The organism is Cytobacillus oceanisediminis (assembly GCF_022811925.1).
GTDB lineage: Bacteria > Bacillota > Bacilli > Bacillales > Cytobacillaceae > Cytobacillus > Cytobacillus oceanisediminis_D.
In genome coordinates, this window is the sequence record NZ_CP065511.1 from 4797245 (window position 1) to 4817217 (window position 19973).

General features: G+C 42.9%; 23 protein-coding genes. 8 read left to right on the top strand and 15 right to left on the bottom strand.

The window, feature by feature from the left end:
* Positions 1 to 75: 75 nt before the first annotated feature.
* On the top strand, positions 76 to 309 hold the full coding sequence (locus IRB79_RS24070) for a DUF378 domain-containing protein (RefSeq protein WP_009331627.1): 234 nt from the start codon (positions 76 to 78) through the stop codon (positions 307 to 309).
* Positions 310 to 385: 76 nt separating this feature from the next.
* Here IRB79_RS24070 and IRB79_RS24075 read toward each other — a convergent pair whose 3' ends face one another.
* From IRB79_RS24075 to pruA, 3 genes are all read right to left on the bottom strand, one after another.
* Positions 386 to 1630: a Glu/Leu/Phe/Val family dehydrogenase gene (locus tag IRB79_RS24075; RefSeq protein ID WP_243509642.1), complete on the bottom strand. Its 1245-nt coding sequence runs from the start codon at positions 1628 to 1630 to the stop codon at positions 386 to 388.
* Between the two features lie 150 nt (positions 1631 to 1780).
* Complete coding sequence (locus tag IRB79_RS24080; RefSeq protein WP_243505646.1) at positions 1781 to 2980, bottom strand: ornithine--oxo-acid transaminase; 1200 nt, start codon at positions 2978 to 2980, stop codon at positions 1781 to 1783.
* Positions 2981 to 3101: 121 nt separating this feature from the next.
* Positions 3102 to 4649, bottom strand: coding sequence for an L-glutamate gamma-semialdehyde dehydrogenase (pruA, locus tag IRB79_RS24085; protein WP_243505648.1), 1548 nt, complete (start codon positions 4647 to 4649; stop codon positions 3102 to 3104).
* 218 nt (positions 4650 to 4867) lie between these two features.
* Between pruA and IRB79_RS24090 the strand changes: the two genes are divergently transcribed.
* A complete protein-coding gene (locus tag IRB79_RS24090) occupies positions 4868 to 6292 on the top strand; it encodes a sigma-54 interaction domain-containing protein (RefSeq protein ID WP_243505650.1) in 1425 nt (474 codons plus the stop codon).
* Positions 6293 to 6455: 163 nt separating this feature from the next.
* Here IRB79_RS24090 and IRB79_RS24095 read toward each other — a convergent pair whose 3' ends face one another.
* From IRB79_RS24095 to yugI, 3 genes are all read right to left on the bottom strand, one after another.
* Positions 6456 to 6821 carry a group I truncated hemoglobin gene (locus IRB79_RS24095; protein WP_243505651.1) on the bottom strand — a complete coding sequence of 122 codons (366 nt, stop codon included), beginning with the start codon at positions 6819 to 6821 and terminating at the stop codon, positions 6456 to 6458.
* Between the two features lie 138 nt (positions 6822 to 6959).
* The gene (gene nhaC, locus IRB79_RS24100) at positions 6960 to 8384 is read right to left on the bottom strand and encodes a Na+/H+ antiporter NhaC (protein ID WP_243505652.1); all 1425 of its coding nucleotides are present in this window, start codon (positions 8382 to 8384) and stop codon (positions 6960 to 6962) included.
* A 239-nt stretch (positions 8385 to 8623) separates the two neighbouring features.
* Positions 8624 to 9022 carry a S1 domain-containing post-transcriptional regulator GSP13 gene (yugI, locus tag IRB79_RS24105; RefSeq protein WP_009331635.1) on the bottom strand — a complete coding sequence of 133 codons (399 nt, stop codon included), beginning with the start codon at positions 9020 to 9022 and terminating at the stop codon, positions 8624 to 8626.
* A 278-nt stretch (positions 9023 to 9300) separates the two neighbouring features.
* Here yugI and IRB79_RS24110 point away from each other — a divergent pair, with 278 nt between their 5' ends.
* Positions 9301 to 9669 carry a helix-turn-helix domain-containing protein gene (locus IRB79_RS24110; protein WP_221879372.1) on the top strand — a complete coding sequence of 123 codons (369 nt, stop codon included), beginning with the start codon at positions 9301 to 9303 and terminating at the stop codon, positions 9667 to 9669.
* Positions 9670 to 9773: 104 nt separating this feature from the next.
* On the opposite strand, the gene IRB79_RS24115 is transcribed toward IRB79_RS24110, so the two are convergent.
* Both IRB79_RS24115 and IRB79_RS24120 read right to left on the bottom strand, forming a co-directional pair.
* On the bottom strand, positions 9774 to 10949 hold the full coding sequence (locus IRB79_RS24115) for an aminotransferase (protein WP_243505656.1): 1176 nt from the start codon (positions 10947 to 10949) through the stop codon (positions 9774 to 9776).
* A complete protein-coding gene (locus tag IRB79_RS24120) occupies positions 10949 to 11452 on the bottom strand; it encodes an Lrp/AsnC family transcriptional regulator (protein WP_243505657.1) in 504 nt (167 codons plus the stop codon). Before IRB79_RS24120 ends, IRB79_RS24115 begins: the two co-directional genes overlap by 1 nt.
* 174 nt (positions 11453 to 11626) lie before the next feature.
* Between IRB79_RS24120 and IRB79_RS24125 the strand changes: the two genes are divergently transcribed.
* Positions 11627 to 12475 (top strand): alpha/beta fold hydrolase, encoded by an 849-nt coding sequence (locus IRB79_RS24125; protein WP_221879375.1) that lies wholly within the window; start codon positions 11627 to 11629, stop codon positions 12473 to 12475.
* A 59-nt stretch (positions 12476 to 12534) separates the two neighbouring features.
* On the opposite strand, the gene IRB79_RS24130 is transcribed toward IRB79_RS24125, so the two are convergent.
* Positions 12535 to 12795 (bottom strand): DUF1871 family protein, encoded by a 261-nt coding sequence (locus tag IRB79_RS24130; protein ID WP_243505659.1) that lies wholly within the window; start codon positions 12793 to 12795, stop codon positions 12535 to 12537.
* A gap of 113 nt (positions 12796 to 12908) precedes the next feature.
* On the opposite strand from IRB79_RS24130, the gene IRB79_RS24135 reads away from it, so the two are divergent.
* Complete coding sequence (locus IRB79_RS24135) at positions 12909 to 14078, top strand: MalY/PatB family protein (RefSeq protein ID WP_243505662.1); 1170 nt, start codon at positions 12909 to 12911, stop codon at positions 14076 to 14078.
* Positions 14079 to 14707: 629 nt separating this feature from the next.
* On the opposite strand, the gene IRB79_RS24140 is transcribed toward IRB79_RS24135, so the two are convergent.
* From IRB79_RS24140 to IRB79_RS24160, 5 genes are all read right to left on the bottom strand, one after another.
* Positions 14708 to 15622: a nuclease-related domain-containing protein gene (locus tag IRB79_RS24140; RefSeq protein ID WP_243505664.1), complete on the bottom strand. Its 915-nt coding sequence runs from the start codon at positions 15620 to 15622 to the stop codon at positions 14708 to 14710.
* A gap of 129 nt (positions 15623 to 15751) precedes the next feature.
* Complete coding sequence (locus tag IRB79_RS24145) at positions 15752 to 16126, bottom strand: PH domain-containing protein (RefSeq protein ID WP_009331643.1); 375 nt, start codon at positions 16124 to 16126, stop codon at positions 15752 to 15754.
* A gap of 99 nt (positions 16127 to 16225) precedes the next feature.
* Positions 16226 to 16789 (bottom strand): superoxide dismutase family protein, encoded by a 564-nt coding sequence (locus IRB79_RS24150; RefSeq protein WP_221879380.1) that lies wholly within the window; start codon positions 16787 to 16789, stop codon positions 16226 to 16228.
* Positions 16790 to 16869: 80 nt separating this feature from the next.
* On the bottom strand, positions 16870 to 17079 hold the full coding sequence (locus IRB79_RS24155) for a hypothetical protein (protein WP_009331645.1): 210 nt from the start codon (positions 17077 to 17079) through the stop codon (positions 16870 to 16872).
* An 81-nt stretch (positions 17080 to 17160) separates the two neighbouring features.
* The gene (locus IRB79_RS24160) at positions 17161 to 17895 is read right to left on the bottom strand and encodes a peptidylprolyl isomerase (protein WP_279401038.1); all 735 of its coding nucleotides are present in this window, start codon (positions 17893 to 17895) and stop codon (positions 17161 to 17163) included.
* Between the two features lie 121 nt (positions 17896 to 18016).
* Between IRB79_RS24160 and IRB79_RS24165 the strand changes: the two genes are divergently transcribed.
* Positions 18017 to 18397, top strand: a complete 381-nt coding sequence (locus IRB79_RS24165) for a kinase-associated lipoprotein KapB (RefSeq protein WP_243505666.1) — start codon at positions 18017 to 18019, stop codon at positions 18395 to 18397.
* Positions 18398 to 18436: 39 nt separating this feature from the next.
* On the opposite strand, the gene kapD is transcribed toward IRB79_RS24165, so the two are convergent.
* Entirely contained in the window at positions 18437 to 19057 is a 621-nt protein-coding gene (gene kapD, locus IRB79_RS24170) for a 3'-5' exonuclease KapD (RefSeq protein WP_243505667.1), read from the bottom strand.
* 197 nt (positions 19058 to 19254) lie between these two features.
* On the opposite strand from kapD, the gene IRB79_RS24175 reads away from it, so the two are divergent.
* Both IRB79_RS24175 and IRB79_RS24180 read left to right on the top strand, forming a co-directional pair.
* Entirely contained in the window at positions 19255 to 19608 is a 354-nt protein-coding gene (locus tag IRB79_RS24175; RefSeq protein ID WP_243505669.1) for a transglycosylase domain-containing protein, read from the top strand.
* Positions 19550 to 19930 carry a penicillin-binding transpeptidase domain-containing protein gene (locus IRB79_RS24180; RefSeq protein WP_243505671.1) on the top strand — a complete coding sequence of 127 codons (381 nt, stop codon included), beginning with the start codon at positions 19550 to 19552 and terminating at the stop codon, positions 19928 to 19930. Before IRB79_RS24175 ends, IRB79_RS24180 begins: the two co-directional genes overlap by 59 nt.
* Positions 19931 to 19973: the final 43 nt, after the last annotated feature.

Here is a 19973-nt window from a genome sequence, read left to right on the forward strand (position 1 = left end):
CGTTTATTACAATGAATATTTTTTATTTCCGTGCAGCAACATAATAGTGAACCTATACTACAAGGAGGAAACATCATGAGTGGCATTCAGCGTATTGCACTGGTTCTAACAATTATTGGCGCTATTAACTGGGGTTTAATCGGATTCTTCCAATTTGATCTTGTGGCAGCTATCTTTGGCGGTCAGGATTCAGCCCTTTCAAGAATTATATACGGTCTTGTGGGCATCGCGGGCTTAATCAATCTGGGGCTTCTTTTCAAACCAAATGAAGAACTGGAAAGAGAACCTGAAGCAAGGCCAACCCGTTAATGAATGCAAAAAATCCTTGCACATTGAGTGCAAGGATTTTTTTTATTGAATCAGTATTTATATACCGTTTACCGAATTAAACCCAGCCTCTGAAGCGGGATGCTTCAGACATTTTTCTCGCGCCGACCATATAAGCAGCAAGGCGCATATTTACTTCTCGCTGCTGTGAAGTCTGGTATACGTTATCGAAAGCCTGAACAAGCACTTTTTTCAGCTTTTCTGTAACTTCCTCTTCAGTCCAATAGTACCCCTGGTTGTTCTGCACCCATTCGAAATAGGATACGGTTACACCGCCTGAGCTGGCTAACACATCAGGAACAAGCAGGATTCCCCGGTCTGAAAGAATTTTTGTTGCTTCAAGAGTGGTTGGGCCATTTGCTGCCTCTACAATGATGGAAGCCTTAATATTATGGGCGTTTGCAGCGGTAATCTGATTGGACACAGCCGCAGGAACAAGGATATCGCAATCCAGTTCAAGCAATTCTTCGTTTGTCAATGTGTTATCAAATAGGGTCGTTACCGTTCCAAAGCTATCGCGTCTATCAAGAAGGTAATCAATATCCAGTCCATTTGGATCATATAGAGCACCATAGGCATCTGATATGGCGACCACTTTAGCGCCTGCATCATGCATGAATTTTGCCAGGAAGCTTCCTGCATTTCCAAATCCCTGAACAGCCACACGGGCTCCTTCAATGGAAATGCCTCGCTTTTTCGCAGCTTCCTCAATGCAGATCACTACACCCTGTGCAGTTGCCTTTTCCCTTCCTTGCGACCCTCCGAGAACAAGCGGCTTGCCTGTGATGAACCCAGGAGAATCATACTCACGGAGGCGGCTGTATTCATCCATCATCCAGGCCATGATCTGTGAATTCGTATAAACATCCGGAGCAGGTATATCTTTTGTAGGGCCAACGATCTGGCTGATTGCCCTTACATATCCTCGGCTTAAGCGTTCCAGCTCCCCCATTGACATGGAACGGGGATCACAAATGATGCCGCCTTTACCTCCTCCATAAGGAAGATCCACAATTCCGCACTTTAAACTCATCCACATGGATAAAGCTTTTACTTCATCCTCATTTACTTCAGGATGAAAACGGACACCGCCCTTTGTCGGTCCTACCGCATCATTATGCTGTGATCTGTAGCCGGTAAAAATTTTTATCGACCCGTCATCCATCCTTATCGGGATTCTTACCGTGAGCATTCTCAGCGGCTCTTTCAGCAGCTCATACATCTCATCTGCATAGCCGAGCTTGTTCAAAGCTTCCTTGATTACAACTTGAGTTGAAGTAAATAAATTTAAAGACTCTTCCATTTTTTGTTCAGTTTCTTTACCAGCTACTCCTGCAGCTCCCATCATGGCACCTCTTGATTTTAATATTTAGGAAAATTACAGCAATACTCCATAACCAGCGGGCCTGCATCACAAATTCAGATACAGGGGCCAACTGTCCGTAATTTTGTATTAGCTTAATACTTTATTGATTCTTTCAATTGCCCAATCAAGCTCTTCTTCAGAAATGACTAAAGGCGGGGCAAAACGAATAACCGTGTCATGCGTTTCTTTGCAAAGCAAACCCTGTTCTTTAAGCTCTTCGCAATATTTGCGTGCTGGCTCATTCAGCTCAACACCAATAAATAAGCCGCGGCCGCGCACTTCCTTAATGACAGGATTATTAATTTCTTTTAATTTGTTCATGAAATATTCGCCCAGTTTAAGGGATCGTTCTGCAAGCTTTTCTTCAACCAATACGTTCATGGAAGCAACAGATACGGCACAAGCCATTGGGTTTCCTCCAAATGTTGAACCATGTGATCCAGGATTAAATACCCCAAGAACATCTTTATTCGCAACCACACAAGAAATCGGGAATACTCCTCCTCCAAGCGCTTTCCCTAAAATGTACATGTCAGGATCTACATCTTCCCATTCGCAAGCAAACATTTTTCCGGAGCGCGCAAGGCCTGCCTGAATTTCATCTGCAATGAATAATACATTGTTCTCCTTACAAGTTTCATATGCTTTTTTCAGGAAGCCCTCCGGAGGAATCACAATTCCAGCTTCACCTTGGATTGGCTCAATTAAAAAAGCAGCCGTATTTTCAGTGATTGCTTCTTTAAGAGCTTCAAGATCTCCGTACGGAATCAGCTTAATGCCCGGAAGCATAGGTCCGAAACCCCGTTTATATTCTTCTTCAGAAGAAAGCGAAACCGCTGTCATTGTTCGGCCATGGAAGTTACCTATACAAGCAATGATCTCTGCCTGGTTATCTGCAACACCTTTTACATCATAAGCCCAGCGGCGTGCAGCTTTGATTGCCGTTTCAACTGCTTCTGCACCTGTGTTCATTGGCAGGGCCATTTCTTTATTTGTCAGTTCGCAAATCATTTCATACCAAGGCCCCAGCTGATCGTTATGGAAAGCACGGGAAGTTAGCGTTACGCGGTCAGCCTGATCCTTCAGCGCCTGGATGACCTTTGGATGGCGGTGCCCCTGGTTTACAGCTGAATAGGCACTTAGCATATCCATGTATTTATTGCCTTCAGGATCTTCCACCCAAACACCTTCCGCTTTTGAAATAACGATTGGAAGCGGGTGATAGTTGTTTGCCCCGTATTTTTCAGTTTGTTCGATAAGTGAATGTGATTTTGTCGCTTCAGTCAATTAAAATTCCTCCTTTTTCAGAATAGTCCTTTTTATTGTAACGTTAAGCTATCCTTCTTTAAACTATTTATGGTTTTAGCATGCACAGGATATGAAATATCCCGTACATGTTTTACAAGTCTCAGTACATTTCAGAAGTAGTCTTTGCCTGCATGTGCAGAAGAATGTAGTCAGGGCCGCCCGCTTTGGAGTCCGTTCCTGACATGTTGAATCCGCCGAATGGCTGGTATCCAACGATCGCACCTGTACAGCCGCGGTTGAAGTATAGGTTTCCAACATGGAAATCTTCGCGCGCTTTTTGGATGTGCTCACGGTTCTGCGTGATCACAGCTCCTGTTAAGCCGTACTCGGTGTTGTTGGCGATTTCAAGGGCATGGTCGAAATCTTTTGCTTTTGTGAAGCCAACAACTGGTCCAAAGATTTCTTCCTGCATTAAGCGTGCATCTGGTGCAAGATCAGCGAACACTGTCGGCTTGATGAAGAAGCCTTTCGAGCTGTCTCCTTCTCCGCCTGTCATCAGCTTGCCTTCTTCTTTGCCGATTTCGATGTAGCTCATGATCTTGTCAAATGCGCCCTGGTCGATCACTGGACCCATGTAGTTGCTCTGGTCTTCAGGGTTGCCCTGTGTTAATTCGTTTGTCAGTTCAACCACACGGTTAAGAACCTGATCGTATACATCTTCCACTACAACAGCACGTGAACACGCAGAGCATTTCTGGCCAGAGAATCCGAATGCAGAAGCTACGATTGAAGTAGCCGCCAATTCAAGGTCTGCTTCTTTGTCCACAACGATTGTGTCCTTACCGCCCATTTCAGCGATGACACGCTTCAGCCAGATTTGGCCTTCGTTTAATTTAGAAGCGCGCTCGTTGATGCGAAGACCCACGTCACGTGAGCCTGTGAAGGAGATGAAACGAGTGTCTTTGTGGTCAACCAAATAGTCGCCCACTTCTGCACCGCTGCCCGGCACGAAGTTTAGTACACCCTTTGGAAGGCCTGCTTCTTCCATCACTTCAACGAATTTCGCAGCTACAACTGGAGTTGTAGAAGCTGGTTTTAAAAGAACAGTGTTTCCTGCCACGATTGCCGCAACAGTTGTCCCGGCCATGATCGCAAGCGGGAAGTTCCAAGGAGAGATGATGATCCCCACTCCCAATGGAATGTAGTCATAACGGTTATATTCGTTCGGACGGCTGTTGACTGGAACACCGTCTTTGATTTTTAAGATTTGGCGTGCATAGTACTCAAGGAAGTCAATGGCTTCCGCAGTATCAGCATCTGCCTCGTTCCAAGGCTTTCCTGCTTCCTTTGTTAAAAGGGCAGAAAACTCATGTTTGCGGCGGCGGATAATCGCAGCAGCTTTGAATAAAACATCTGCGCGTGTTTCCGGCTTCACTTTTCTCCATGTTTTGAATGCTTCAACAGCAGCCTGCATCGCTTTTTCCGCAAGCTCGCGGTTTGCCTTTGAAACACGGCCAACTACTTCTTCTTTATTAGAAGGATTGATGGATACGATTTTTTCATCAGTGGAGATTCTTTCTCCTCCTATTAATAAGTCATAATCCTGTCCTAAATAGCTTTCGACTGTTTTTAATCCCTGTAAGTATGCTTCACGGTTTTCTTCTGTTTTAAAATTTGTGAAAGGTTCATGTTTGTACGGCTGTACCATGATGCCATCCCCCTTTAATAAATTCGTTTTTCATCCACCATTTTATTATGCAAGAACTGTGCCAAATATAAAAAGCTGATAAATGACAATTCTTATAAGCTGAAAGCAAAATCTTTTTGCGGTTTTTAAATAACTAATAGTTTTTGGTGCAAATTTTCATTGCATATATTCACTTAAATATATACTATTGAATAAACTGCCGAGTGAAGGAGATTACAATGAATCACAGGGAAATTGAACAGCTCCAACTAAAAAACAAGATCTTTCAGCGGATATTAGATGAAATTGATGTTGGTGTCCATGTAGTGAATGAGGAAGGAAGAACAACTTTCTACAATAAAAAAATGGCTCAAATAGAAGGCATGGATTATGAAGATGTATTGGATAAAAATCTTCTGGATGTGTTTTCTTTCAACCAGGACGAAGACAGCACCTTACTTCAGGCGCTCAAAAATGGCAGCAAAATTAAAAATGCCAAACAAACCTATTTTAACAATAAGGGGCAGGAAATCACCACGATCAATAATACTTTTCCAATTATGGAAGATGGTGAACAGATTGGCGCTATGGAAATCGCACGTGATGTGACCAAGCTTGAAAAGCTGATCAGAGAAAATATGAATAAACGCGGAGACACCCGCTATACTTTCGATAGTATTATTGGGAGCAGCGACGAGATCCATGAAGTGATTGAAGCGAGCAAAAGAGCAACCCGGACAAGTTCTTCTGTCCTGATTATCGGGGAGACCGGCACAGGTAAAGAGCTCTTTGCCCAAAGCATCCATAATGGCAGCAGCCGCTCTTCAAAGCCATTCATCTCTCAAAATTGTGCGGCCCTTCCGGACAGTCTGATAGAGGGTCTTCTATTTGGCACAAAAAAAGGGGCATTTACAGGCTCCATTGAAAGGCCGGGATTGTTTGAACAGGCAAATGGCGGGACTTTGCTGCTGGATGAAATCAATTCACTTAATCCATCCCTGCAGGCAAAGCTATTGAGAGTTTTACAGGAAAAAACGGTCCGCAGGGTCGGTGATACGAAAGACCGGACAGTAGATGTTAGAATTATAGCAACCATTAACGAAGACCCGATTGATGCTATCTCAGAAAACCGCTTGCGAAAAGATTTATATTACAGGCTGAGTGTTGTTTCCCTCTTCATTCCGCCTCTGCGAGAGAGGAGAAAGGATATCCGGGATCTTGCACAATTTTTCATAGAAAAATACAATCAGCTCTTTGGAATGAATGTAGCGGAAATCGATGAAGAAGTAATGAGCAAATTCGAGCAATACGATTGGCCGGGCAATGTACGGGAACTGGAGCATATTATCGAAGGAGCCATGAATCTGATTGATCAGGAAGAAACCATCACCTATGTGCATTTGCCTCTTCATTTCCGGAATAAGCCGCAATTCAAGGAGGAGCCGAACGAAACCGGACATTTGGAGGATTTGCTGATTCAGAAAAACAAGCCTATTAAATCACTTGAACAATATATACAGGAAGCTGAAACCTACTATCTAAAGAAAGTCCTTAAACACCATGGCAATAATATAACCCAAGCCGCAAAATCCCTTGGCATGAGCCGGCAAAACCTGCAATACCGGCTAAGGAAATACGGTGTCAGGAAAGAAACAGCTGATTGATGCCGCTTGAGGATTAGAAGTATAATTGGTTTGCAGATATAATGAATTCTTCGCGGATAAAACTAGATTTTCGTGATTAAATTCTAATTTGGCTGATAAAAATATTTTCCGCAGTTATATTCTAATTTCCGCAGATAAAAAACAAAAGCTCCTCCCGGGGAGCTTATTTGTATAGAATATCGTCCCGAAGCGCTGAAACGCGAGTCAAAGCTTCGTCGATATCCCTCTCACTAACCCCAAAGTGGGCAAGCGCATCATGCAGATGCTTGGCAATCGCGTTAAAGTGTTCGGGCTGCAGGTTCATACCCTCATGTGCTTTTGCCATGGAATTGCCTGAATATTGATTAGGACCGCCTAATGCATAGCTGATGAACTTGGATTGATGACGTTTTTGCTTAATCATATCCGTATGCTCAAAAAATTGATTGACGGTCGGATCCTTTAATACCAGTTCCTCGTAAAAATAATCAACCACCTTTTCAATGGCTTCTCCGCCGCCTACTTTTTCGTAAAGTGTCTGTTCTGCCATAACTATCTCTCCTTTCAACAAAATGTATTCTTTGACTAACTGAAGGTCCCTATCCATCAATCTTGACAGAAGTACTCCCATTTACTTTACCCTATTGCTTTCTCAAAAAAACAAAAAAGACTCCGAAGGGTCGGAGCCTTATGATGCTATTTGATCTTTTTCTTCCATTTCTTTTCGTTCCTGATCACTCATGAAAGTTATTTTGTAGCCAAGCATGGCAAAGATAATAGCCAGGATCGGCACAGTGAAATTTAAGATCGCATAAGGTGCATATTCGAAGGGATGAACGGCCAGTGTTGACATGATAAACACCGCACAAGTATTCCATGGAACAAAAACAGAAGTGACCGTACCGCCATCTTCAAGTGCCCGTGAAAGATTTTTGGATTGCAGATTTTTATCCTTAAATGCCTGTGTATACATTCTTCCCGGGAGCAGAATGGAAATATACTGCTCTGCAGCCGCCACATTTGTAAAGAAGGCAGATAGCACGGTAGTTGCTACTAAGCTTCTTGCTGAACGGGCCAATTTCAGTATCTGTTCAACTATGGCTTTTAACATGCCTGTCTGCTCCATAACTCCACCGAAGGCCATCGCCACAATCGTAAGGGACACGGTGTACATCATATCGTCAATGCCGCCTCTATTGAACAGCTCGTCCACCATTGTGTTGCCTGATTCTATTGAAAATCCGCCCTGAAGAGTGTTGACAGCATCCCCCACAGCACCGCCTTGGACAAAAATATGGCAAAGCCAGCCAAGGAAAACACCAACCGCAAGCGCAGGCAGTGCAGGTACCTTTTTTGCAACTAACCCTATAACAATTACAGGTACCAATAAAAGCCAAGGAGAGATGACAAAGTTCTCTGATAAAACATTCATGACTCCAGTAATTTTATCATTATTCAAATCATCTCCGCCAAATTGCCTCCCCAGAAACCAATAAGCAATAATGGCAATGGCCAGCGCCGGAAGGGTTGTGTAAAACATATGTCTTATATGCTCAAAAAGATCCGTGCCTGTGATTCCCGCAGCCAGATTAGTCGTGTCAGACAGCGGAGACATTTTATCTCCGAAATAGGCACCTGAGATGATAGCTCCTGCCACCATCGGAGCCGGGATGCCCATGCTGATTCCAATTCCCATTCCGGCAACGCCAATCGTTCCCATTGTAGACCACGAGCTCCCGATTGCAAGTGTGACAATGGCACAGATAATACAAATTGAGACTAAAAACATGGATGGCGTCATCAGCTTTAATCCGTAATAGACCATGGTCGCGACAATCCCCCCGCCAATCCAGGAGCCAATAGTCAAGCCAACCATTATGATAATCAGAATAGCCGGGAGGGCTAACTTAATGCCTTTATAGAATCCTTCCTCAATATCGTTCCACTTATAGCCAAAACGCCAGGCGATGAAAGCGGATACAATTGTTCCGGTAATTAAAGGCACATGAGGGCTTCCCTCAAACTTAACGATTGTAATAATCATGGCAGCAATCATCACCAGCAGCGGCAGCACTGAAAACCAAAATGGGATTTTCTTTCCTGTTTCTTGCATGTATGTTCCTCCTTTTTAAAGTTGCAGTTGGTTTAACTATTGCAAGATTAATGCCAAGATATAAAATTCCAACATTTTTCAGACTATTTACGTTAAAATTTTAATTTTCTTCTGTTTTATGCAGGTAAACATGCAAAATATCTTGTCGAGCGCCCGCTCATTTTGCACGAACAAGCAAATAATTTTTGCATCTCAATAAAAATAAAAAACCGGGCAGGAAACCCGGTTTATATATTTTATTACTTCTTAATAAGATCCTCGCGCTGAGACTGGTCAATCCACTCTTGAAGCTTATCCTTAAGTGTGTTGAATCCCTGTGCAGATTCGTCTTCCATTTTGATTGGAGCTGCTTGGCGCTTGCGAGGCTTTCTAGCTTTCGCTTCTGCTTGTGGAGCTTCTTCTGTTGCACGGATTGATAGACCAATTTTTCCTGCTTCTTCGTCAACAGATAGCACTTTCACCTTTACTTCATCGCCCACTTTAAGATGCTCATTGATATCTTTAACGAAACCATGAGTCACTTCGGAAATGTGCACTAATCCCTGTGTATTCTCATCTAATGCCACAAACGCACCATATGGCTGAATACCTGTTACCTTTCCTGTAATAACACTGCCTACTTCGATTTTCTCAGACATGAAAACACTCCTATTTAAATTCAAATTTTATCTCTTTATACGCAATAAAAAATTATATCATAACTTCATAAAAATATCAAAAATGATTTTGATGGCAATCACAGCCATTTTATCCCATAAAAATTCTGGACAGTCATTCATTATAATAAAACAATCCGCAAACAATATGTAGACATCTTTTTTAGTTTGTTAACGAAATGTTCATGAACTAGAGCAAGGATTTTAAGTTTCTCATGATAAAATATAGATAGAAGAAATTGACAGTGGGAGTGATGGATATGTCAAATATCGGCCATAACATTAAAGCTTGCCGCGAACGTGTAAATATGACCCAGCAGCAGCTCGCATTAAAAGTGAGAGTTGGGACGGGGACGATTGCAAAATATGAAAATGGAGACCAGATTCCTGATACCCAGACTGTTTTAAAAATTTCAACCGCCCTCGATATACCAGCTTCTGAGCTGCTTGAACAAGAACTTCAGAAGGGCCAGTCAGGAATCGATTATGAAATCGAACAGCTTGTGCGTGAAATTGGCACCAAAAAAGCAAAGCTCATCTTGCGCAAAGCAAAGGAATTCAGCGAGGAAGATTTCCTCCGTGTTATGCAAATGCTATATGAAATCAAATATGACCAAAAAGTTTTATAAAAGGAAGTATATAAAAAGGGAATACTGGTTAGCCTTGTAGTGTAAGGCTTTCTAGTATTCCCCCCTTTTTGAAGTTGACAATCTGTTGTGGATTGTCCTTTTTTTTATGCCTTTTGGTTTCGCTTTAAGAAATGGCCAATTCTCTTAATTGCTTCCTGCAGAAGTTCCATGGAAGTGGCATAAGAGCAGCGTACATGGCCTTCCCCGCTTTCGCCAAAAATATTGCCTGGCACCACCGCTACCTTTTCCTCCAGCAGCAGCTTTTCTGCAAATTCTTCAGAAGAAAGTCCCGTACTTTCAATAGATGGGAAAGCATAAAAGGCTCCGCCCGGCACATGGCATGTTAATCCAAGTTCATTTAGGGACTGAACAAAATAATTCCGCCTGCGCTTATAGCTCTTTTTCATATCCTCGACATCTGATCTACCGGTTTTCAAGGCTTCCAGAGCGGCAAACTGGGCCATCGTGGGCGCACACATCATCGCATACTGGTGAATTTTCAGCATCGCCTGGGAGATCGTCTCAGGTGCGCAGACAAACCCCAATCTCCAGCCTGTCATGGCAAACCCCTTTGAAAATCCCGAGATCAGGATGGTTCTTTTTTTCATTCCGCTGATTGTGGCAAAACTCGTATACTCGCCATCATAAGCAAGCTCCGCATAAATTTCATCTGAAAGAACCAGCAAATCGTACTTTTCAGCTATTTGGGCGATGGCCTCCAGTTCACTTCCATTTAACATTGTTCCAGTCGGATTATTGGGTGAACAAAGTATAATGGCTTTAGTCCGGTCAGTGATTACTTTTTCCAGCTGCTCAGGCAGAATCTTAAACCCATTCTCTTTTAAAGTCTGGACCTGAACAGGCACACCGCCCGCAAGAGACACTAATGGCACATAGGATACAAAGCTTGGTTCTACAACAATTACTTCATCACCCGGATCGAGGATTGCCCTAAGAGCTATGTCCAGCGCCTGGCTCGCTCCCACCGTCACAATTATTTCACTCCGGGGAGAATAAGAAACTCCGAAGCCTTTCTGCATATAGCCTGCAATTTCCTCCCGAAGCTCCATTAACCCTGCATTAGCCGTATAGGAGGTATATCCCTGCTCAAGGGATAGGATGGCTGCTTCACGCACTGACCAGGGTGTGATGAAATCAGGTTCCCCCACCCCAAGCGAAATGACTCCTTCCATTCCTGCAGCAAGGTCAAAAAAACGGCGAATCCCGGAAGGCTTCAGCTCTTCTACCGTTTTGGATAAATAGGATTTAGTTCCATTCATTACGGTGACACCACAATTCGTTTGTCGTCTTCATTTTGTTCAAATATAGTGCCGTCATGCTTATATTTTTTTAGGATGAAGTGTGTGGTTGTCGATAAGACAGAATCGAGAGTCGACAACTTTTCTGATACAAATCGGGCAACTTCATTCATAGAACGGCCTTCGATGATGACAGAAAGATCATAGGCCCCGGACATTAAATAGACAGACCTTACCTCTTTAAAACGGTAAATTCTCTGTGCAACTTCATCAAATCCTACCCCGCGCTTTGGAGCGACCTTCACATCAATCATAGCGGTAACTCCTTCATGACCGTCGACTTTTGACCAGTCAATAACGGAATTATAACGCACGAGCACCTTCATTTCCTCGAGTTTATCTAAAATAGTTTCAGTTTCCGCCTTACTTAATTCAGCCATTTTTGCAATGTCTTCCACAGGGATTCGTGCACTATTGTTTTCTAAAATTGCCAAAACCTCTATTTGCTTTTCAGTTAATTTCACCTTTGTCGCTCCCATCCTTTAGTGATTTACTCTATAAAATAGTTACATTATAGCAAAAACTGCGGAAAATAAATGTGTCACTTTCATTATTTATTAATTTCTTTAAAATCATATGTGTCAAGATTAAGTTTAAGGGGAAAATAAAGTAAAACTGGGACTAGGAGGGACAGGCCAATGGAACAAGCGACTTTTTCAGGAACAGAGCCAATTAATGGAACAGATGTTTATTATGAATACTACCAGCATGAGTCCTCCAGGGATACCCTGGTTCTGCTGCATGGTTTTCTGTCATCCACCTTTAGCTTTCGCAGGCTGATTCCTCTGCTGCAAACGGAATTCAATGTGGTATCAATGGATTTGCCGCCCTTCGGCAAAAGCGGGAAATCCCAGCAGTTCATCTACTCATACAAAAACCTGGCGGATACGGTTATCCGCTTATCAGAAAAGCTGGGCTTTGAAAAAGTTACTTTAGTAGGTCATTCCATGGGAGGCCAGATTGTTTTAAATGTCGCTCACTCCAAGCCTGATCTAGTAGACCAGGCAATATTGCTGTGCAGTTCCGGATATATGAAGCGAATGAAGCCGCATATCATCTTTTCAAGCTACATACCTTTCTTTCATCTGTATGTTAAATTATATCTTCAGCGATCAGGGGTAAAGCAGAATTTAAAAAATGTTGTCTACGATCATTCCATGATTGATGATGAAATGCTCTACGGATATTTGTCGCCATTTTTAGAAGACGATATTTTCCGAGCCTTAACCAGGATGATCCGCGACAGGGAAGGCGATATGCCTGCCGCTGCCTTGAAGAAAATAGAAACGCCGTGTCTTTTAATTTGGGGAGAACATGACAGAGTCGTCCCGCTTCATATCGGCAAACGGCTGAATAAGGATTTAAAAAATTCCAAGCTGGTGGTCTTAAAAGATACCGGGCATCTCGTGCCGGAAGAACGGCCGGAAGATGTTCTTCAGCACATTAGGAGTTTTATGAATACCGTTCGGGTACAGGAGAGTGTATAGGAAGTGTATTGTGAATAAAAATGGCAGCCCCCAAGGTCTGAGAGCTGCCGTTTTTTATGCTAAATAGCACAGGAGCCATTATTCTTGATTTCCAGAAGGCGCCCGGAGAGTTCTTTGCATTTTTCCAAAGGAATGATTTCCTCAAACGAAAATTCGTAAATCGATTGAATCTTCCTGGCCAATTTCACCTGATCATCCAGATCATGGACGGCTTGGACTGAATCAGCAATTTCAGTGTCATAATTGCCCGGCCCCACTCCGAATGGATCCCACTGATCCAGGGTGTAGACAAGCAAAAGATTCGTTTGCTGAATTTCCATGTATATCACCTTTTTATTATTCGGCAGATTGAGCCGCAATATTTTAATTTTTAGTATCAATATCATATCATAGAGTCAGGATACATAAAAGAATTCTAAAGGCGGTGACAGGATTGAATCGTTTTAATTTCCATCAAAAAATCAGCAGGGAAAATACAGCTTCTGTTAAGTGGGATCGGACCAAGGAGGTTTTTGGCAGATCCGATGTATTGCCCATGTGGGTGGCAGACATGGACTTTCAGCCTCCCGAAGAAGTGAAGAAATCCATTGAAGACAGAATAGCTCATGGGGTCTACGGATATACGTATGCACCTGATTCAACTGCAGAATCTATCGGACAGTGGCTATACAAGAGGCATGGCTGGAAAATCGAAAATGAGTGGATTCTATACAGCACAGGAGTCGTTCCCTCCATCGCAACCGCCATCCAGGCTTTTACTGAAAAAGAGGATAAAGTAATGCTGCAGTCTCCGGTATATACTCCATTCTTTGAGATGATTAAACAGAATGGGCGCACAGTCGTTAATTCTCAGCTGAACCTCGAGAATGGCCAGTACGAAATTGATTTTGCCGATTTTGAAAACAAATTGAAAGAGGGCGTAAAACTATTCCTGCTCTGCAATCCTCACAATCCGGGAGGCCGAATGTGGACAGAAGAGGAACTGAGGAAAATAGGGGAGCTATGTGTTAAATATGATTGCCTTATTCTTTCCGACGAGATCCATTCTGATTTAATTTATAAAGGCCATAAGCATTATCCCATTGCTTCACTGGATCCGCGATTTGCAGAACTCACAATCACCTGCATAGCTCCGACAAAAACCTGGAACCTTGCAGGGATTCAAGCTTCAGCTGCCATTATAAGCAATGAGAAGCTGCGGAAAGCTTTTCAGGCAGAACAGCACAAGCAAGGATTCTTCACGCTATCCGCTTTTGGAATTATCGGCATGGAAGCAGCTTACCGACATGGTGAAGAATGGCTCGATGGTCTAATGGATTATCTGGCTGAGAATAAAAGAACTGCTGCAGAATTTATCGGGGAACACCTCCCGGGTATTCGCCTGATGGAGCCAGATGGCACATATCTGCTATGGCTTGATTGCCGCGGATTGGGATTAACTGATGCCGAACTGCGCCAAAGCCTTTTGGAAAAAGGGAAACTAGCCCTGGAACCAGGCCCGAAATACGGTCCAGGAGGCGAAGGATTTGTTCGAATGAATATTGCCTGCCCGCATGAAGTATTGGCGGAAGGGCTGGAGAGGCTGAAAAGAGCTTTTGGGTGATAGTGTTTGTGGAGGCACGGCTGGGGCCGTGCTTTTTTGGTGTGCTGGGATATCGCGGTTGTCCATACTGATTAACTACCATTCTCTCTTGTTTCTCTTTTTTTTCGTCGTTAATACTTCTGATTAACTACCATTTTCCTCTTGCAGTTCCTATTTTCGGCGTTAATCCCTCTGATTAACTACCATTTTCCTCTTGTCCCTCCTATTTTCGGCGTTAATCCCTCTGATTAACTACCATTTTCCTCTTGCAGTTCCTATTTTCGGCGTTAATCCCTCTGATTAACTACCATTTTTCTCTTGCCCCTCCTATTTTCGGCGTTAATCCCTCTGATTAACTACCATTTTTCTCTTACCCCTCCTATTTTCGGCGTTAATCCCTCTGATTAACTACCATTTTCCTCTTGTCCCTCCTATTTTCGGCGTTAATCCCTCTGATTAACTACCATTTTCCTCTTGTCCCTCCTATTTTCGGCGTTAATCCCTCTGATTAATAACCATTTTCCTCTTGCAGTTCCTATTTTCGGCGTTAATCCCTCTGATTAACTACCATTTTTCTCTTGCCCCTCCTATTTTCGGCGTTAATCCCTCTGATTAATAACCATTTTCCCTTGCCGCTTCTAATTTCGGTGTTAATCCATCTGACCTCCATTCACTTTTTCTTCTCTTTGGCATGCTTGTTGGTAAAAAGAAGCTTTCCCCCTTCCCTTTTTCTCATAATTTCTAACTAAAATCCTCTGCACCACTTTCCCAGAACCAATACCACCGCACCAATCCACTATTGTGTTTGTAGTAATTTTCCTATCAGGAAACAAAACCGCAAATTCCTTCACGTTTCGCAGTACCGCAGTGTCCACCTTTTCTTTCGAACCACATCCCTCGCACGTTAAGTAACCTTGAGTTAAGGGGGTCAAAAACGAAGAACACGAATCACACAAAATCCCCTTCCTCAATTGGTCATAAGTGTATTCTGGAATCCGCACATAGGGATTCTCCTTCAGGCAGCTGGCATTTAACTGTTCAGCCAGCTTCCGGTTTCTTGATTTCGCCGCATTAGGGATAGTTTTTAATTTCTCCAGGAATCGTTTAAGCTGCGAAGGAAATACTGCAGGAATATTGATAGGAGCTTGATAAAGCTGAAAGCCGGGGTTAATGAAGATCAGATGTGATTTGATGGGAAGATGGTAGCCGAATTCTTTAAGGAGGCCCCGTAAAAGGGTTTCGCTTCTTTGCAGCTGGAGGAGGGGACTTTTTATTTCTGTTTTGGATAGCAGGGAATACCATCTCTCATTTTCTATGTAATAGTCACCTTCGTAGTTTTTCACTTCAAAGACGAATATAGTGTCGCCGGCGATAAGGAGGGTATCGATTTGGAAATGGGTATTGCTGTTTTCCAGCAATAGATCATTTAGTATAATGCAAGAGTCTGGCAAATCCTGAAGCTCCCTGTCAAAATGAAGCTCGCCTGCATAGCCCTTCTCTAAATGCAGATACTGATTTTCATTTTTCAAAGGCAGCTCCAGACGGCGGGACAGAAAGCGGAGCATTTCCAGCTCCTTTGGTTCGAAACGGAGTCTATTAATCGTAAATCACATCCTTTATTAAGATAATTTAATCTTATGAAAATTCTGCCATGACCACAAGCAAAATCCCCTTGGTTTTTACATCAAAGGGATTCATAGTACATATTCAGCAAGCACGCTCTGTACTTCGTATATGTTCAAGTTTTTATTAAAATGCTTTTCAATTGGTTCGTCTGATCCTGAGATCCAAATTTTTAATTCGGCCTCCAGATCGAAGCTGCCTGCGGTTTCAATGCTAAAATGGGTGATGTTTTTGTAAGGGATGGAATGATACTCGATTTTTTTCCCTGTGATTCCTTGCTTATCCACCAGAATCAGGCGCTTGTTTGTAAAAATGAATAAATCACGGACGAGTCTGTAAGCTTTTTCAACCTGTTCACTCGGGGCAAGGACTGCTGAAAATTCCTCCTGAACCTCATTAATGTCCGCTTCAGATGCATTGCCGATAAAACCATCGAAAATTCCCATTTAACCAACCTCCATTATAAGGTTTAACTCCATTATACGGATCGTCCGGAAAAATTCCCAGTGATAAAGGCTTTCCCTTCCAGGAAAGCCTTCAATTGTTTATTCTTCTGTTGATTGATCGTCCTGTGCTTTTTTCTGACCTTCTTCTTCTTTATCTTTTGAAATACGGCCGCAGGCAATGCGTTCTCCTGAATCTCCTGCCGGCTGAGTCATGCCATCATCTGGCCCGTCATGGATGACAATGGAGGTCCCTTCCTTTGTCAGCAAAGAATTTTTGTCTTCTTTTAACGTGACCTGGGGCGCCATAAAGTCAATCTTAACCTTTCCGTCATCCTCAACAATCAGGTTGGGGAGATCACCCGCATGTGAGCCTTTCGGGTGAAGCAGCCCATGCTCTTTATTGTCCGGGTTAAAATGGTTTCCGGCTGATTTAAAATCAGGGGGGTCGCATTCAGCCTTTTCATGAATATGGATGGCAAGTTCTCCCGGCGGCAGTCCGCTCAGATCCCCGCTCAATTTTACTCCGCTCGCCTGTTCCTGCACCTTAATTGTGCCTAATGAATCACCTGCAGCATTAAACATTTCAACTTCCGTATTCGTAATGTTCTCTTCCCCGCAGCCGGACAGAAGAAGAACAAAACCAAGCATCAGCGCTTTTCTCATGATTGAATCCTCCATCAAGACATTTTGTCTTTAGTGTTGCCCAATCACTTAATCAATAAACAAAAAAAGAAGAACAGCCCTCAGCTGTTCCCCCCTTGTCTATTTTGCCTGTCGATGCGCTCTTCAAGCTCTTTCGCCTTGGCTGCTTCGCGCTTTGACACACGGATAATTAATCTCATTGTAAGAATGGCCGCTACTAAAAAGATGGCAAACGTTACAGCTGCAGGGCCATATTCTGATTTATCTTCCGGAAAATATAGAAACAGCGACAGTACATACCATTGCAACATCCTAATCAATCCTTTCTGCTAAAAGCAGTGTCCACCGAATTATTATATCAGCAATGATTACACAGTCCAATGTTTAAACACTTATTTTAAAACCTCGATCTTTTCAATGACCACATCTTCCGCAGGCTTGTCCTGTTCGGCTGTTTCAACTGCTGCGATACTGTCGACTACATCCATTCCCTCAACAACCTGTCCAAAAACGGTGTGCTTATTATCAAGCCAAGGTGTACCGCCTTTTTCATAGGCTTTAATAATTTCTTCCGGATAACCTGCCTCTTCCATCTTTTCCATCATGCTTGGATCAAGCGTTGTGTTCTGAACAATAAAGAATTGGCTTCCGTTAGTATTGGGACCAGAGTTCGCCATGGATAAAGCTCCGCGGATATTATAAAGCTCATTGGAGAATTCATCCTCAAATGATTCACCGTAAATGCTTTCTCCGCCCATGCCGGTTCCCTCAGGGTCGCCGCCCTGGATCATAAAATCTTTAATAACCCGGTGAAAAATCAAGCTGTCGTAATAGCCATCTTCACTATGCTTAATGAAATTTTCAACCGCTTTGGGAGCCTGATCCGGGAAAAGTTTAATTTTAATATTCCCTTTTGATGTCTGCATTTCCACCAGTCTTTCATTTCCCTCGACTTCTTCGGTTAATTGCGGAAAGCTGTCCGGTGCTTCTTCACTTGCCTGGTTATCTGTCTGGCTTTCTTCAGTATCAGAACCATTTGCCTTGTCCTCTTCTTTTTCAGTGCTTGTCCCGCATGCTGCCAGAATCAGCATCAGAAAAAGAAGCGGTGTTAGAAAACGCCATTTCATTTTCTCATCCTCCTATGAAAAAACTAATCATTTTTTAGCTTACCTGATTTATTGAAAATTTGCACTTTGTTTTTTCAAGCTTCATAATGGTGCTAAAGAAAAATGCAAAGGAGAGGTTAGATTGGCAGAAGTAAAGATCGGCGACAAAGTAACAGCCATCTATAAAACAGGCAAATATATCGGGGAAGTTACAGATATCCGGCCACAGCATTACCTGGTCAGAGTGCTGGCGGTCCTAAAGCATCCAATGCAAGGCGATTTGCATAATCCAAAAGAGGCGGACGTGATACTTTTCCATGAGCGCCGCGCGCTTGCATTCAGAGAGCAGACCAATGTGCCTAAGCAGATGGTAAAGCCATTTGAAGAAGAAATGCCGGATTATAAGGATTCGCTGCAAATAGCTTTGGATAAAATGAGAACGGAGCTGGAAGGAGATTCTTCTCCCTGGGCAGAACAAAGCATAAGGAATCTTGACTCATTGGAAAAGGATTATTTTAAGTAAAATGAAAACAAGCCAAATCATTCTGATGGATTTGGCTTGTCAGGCAAATTTATTAAACAGTTTCGAGAAGTCCACCCGATCGCCAATTGTAGTAGGTTCCGGCTTCTGCAGATACTTCTTATCTTTTTCTACCAATCTGAAAATATTGTAAGTCGTTAGGGCATCATCTAAAGCTCGGTGGTGTTTTCCTGTTCCTTCCTTGCCGTATTCCTGAACGGCTTTCCATAATCCTGTCTGGTTTTGGTCCCCAAAAAAACGCTTATATTCCATCGAAAGGTCCACTTCCCTGCCTCTGAACGGAAAATCAACTCCAGCCTGGCTGCAATTATTCCTAAGCACCTTCATATCCATATTTCCCCACGTAACAATCGTGCATGGACGGTTCCTGTTCATATCCATCATTTTTTTCACCAGTTCAAGAAAATCGATGCCCCGGTCTACCTGTTCCTGTGTTATATGCAGAAAGGATTTGCAACGCTCGGACAATATCGGAAACCGGACAGGAGTTACATATGAAGAGAACTCTTCACAAACTTGATTGCTGATGACTGATACAATTCCCGCTTCGATAATTTCCGGAAAAAACCCTCTGAAAGCACTGCCTTTCTCAGGCATGGTAAACTCAAAATCAATAAATAGGTATTGGTGTTCCTCCCCCATGTTTTCACCTGCTTTCCATTAGAAAATTTACGCACACAATTTCTTATATTATAGCATGAAATATTTCAATTTTCTGAGTAAATTGCATTTAAGCCGGAATTTTTCAGCAGCATTTGCCTTCTTTTAAAAAAGCTTAACTCCGCAGAAAAAAAGCCGAAAAATAGGATAGAAGTTTAAAATAACGGAGGCGGATTCCTTTGCGTTCTTGGTCTGGATTTATGATCATCATTCTTTTGCTTCCTATTTTTTCTTTACTGGTATTTGCTGTCTCTGCTGAATCGCAAAAGGTCCAGGGATTCCATGAGCTGCTGGATGAAAAGCTTGAAATAAAAGAAGTCAGCCTGCCCCAGACAAGTTATATTAAAGCAGGCAACGGCAAGGTAATCTCTGAAATATATCATCCGGTAAACAGAATCAGCCTATCGTCAGGTGACATTCCCCCTTTTCTTAAGGATGTATTTATCACAGCAGAGGACCAGCATTTTTATGATCATGCCGGATTCGATGTTGCTGCCATTGGACGTGCCCTGGCCGGCAAGATCCATCCATAAAATCACTGATCTAAAAGGAAATTTGCTTTATAGCTGGGAGGATTTTCAAACGCAAATTTGGAGCGAAAAAACGATAGAAAAAGTGAGGGATTTAATGGCCAGGACTGTTCAATCCGGCACAGCCCGGAAAGCACGTCTGCCAGATGGTTATGCGGGCGGCAAAACAGGAACCACAAATGGCTATCATGATTTCTGGTTCGTGGGCTTAACTGGCCAGTACACAGCAGGTGTCTGGGTTGGAAAAGATCGGCCCGGCAGTCTGGCTGCTATCGAATCGGATTCTCCCCAGCTGCTGATTTGGAAGGATATAATGTCTGATTAAAATGATATGTTTACCTTAAAAGGAGGCCCTTTACAGCGGCCTC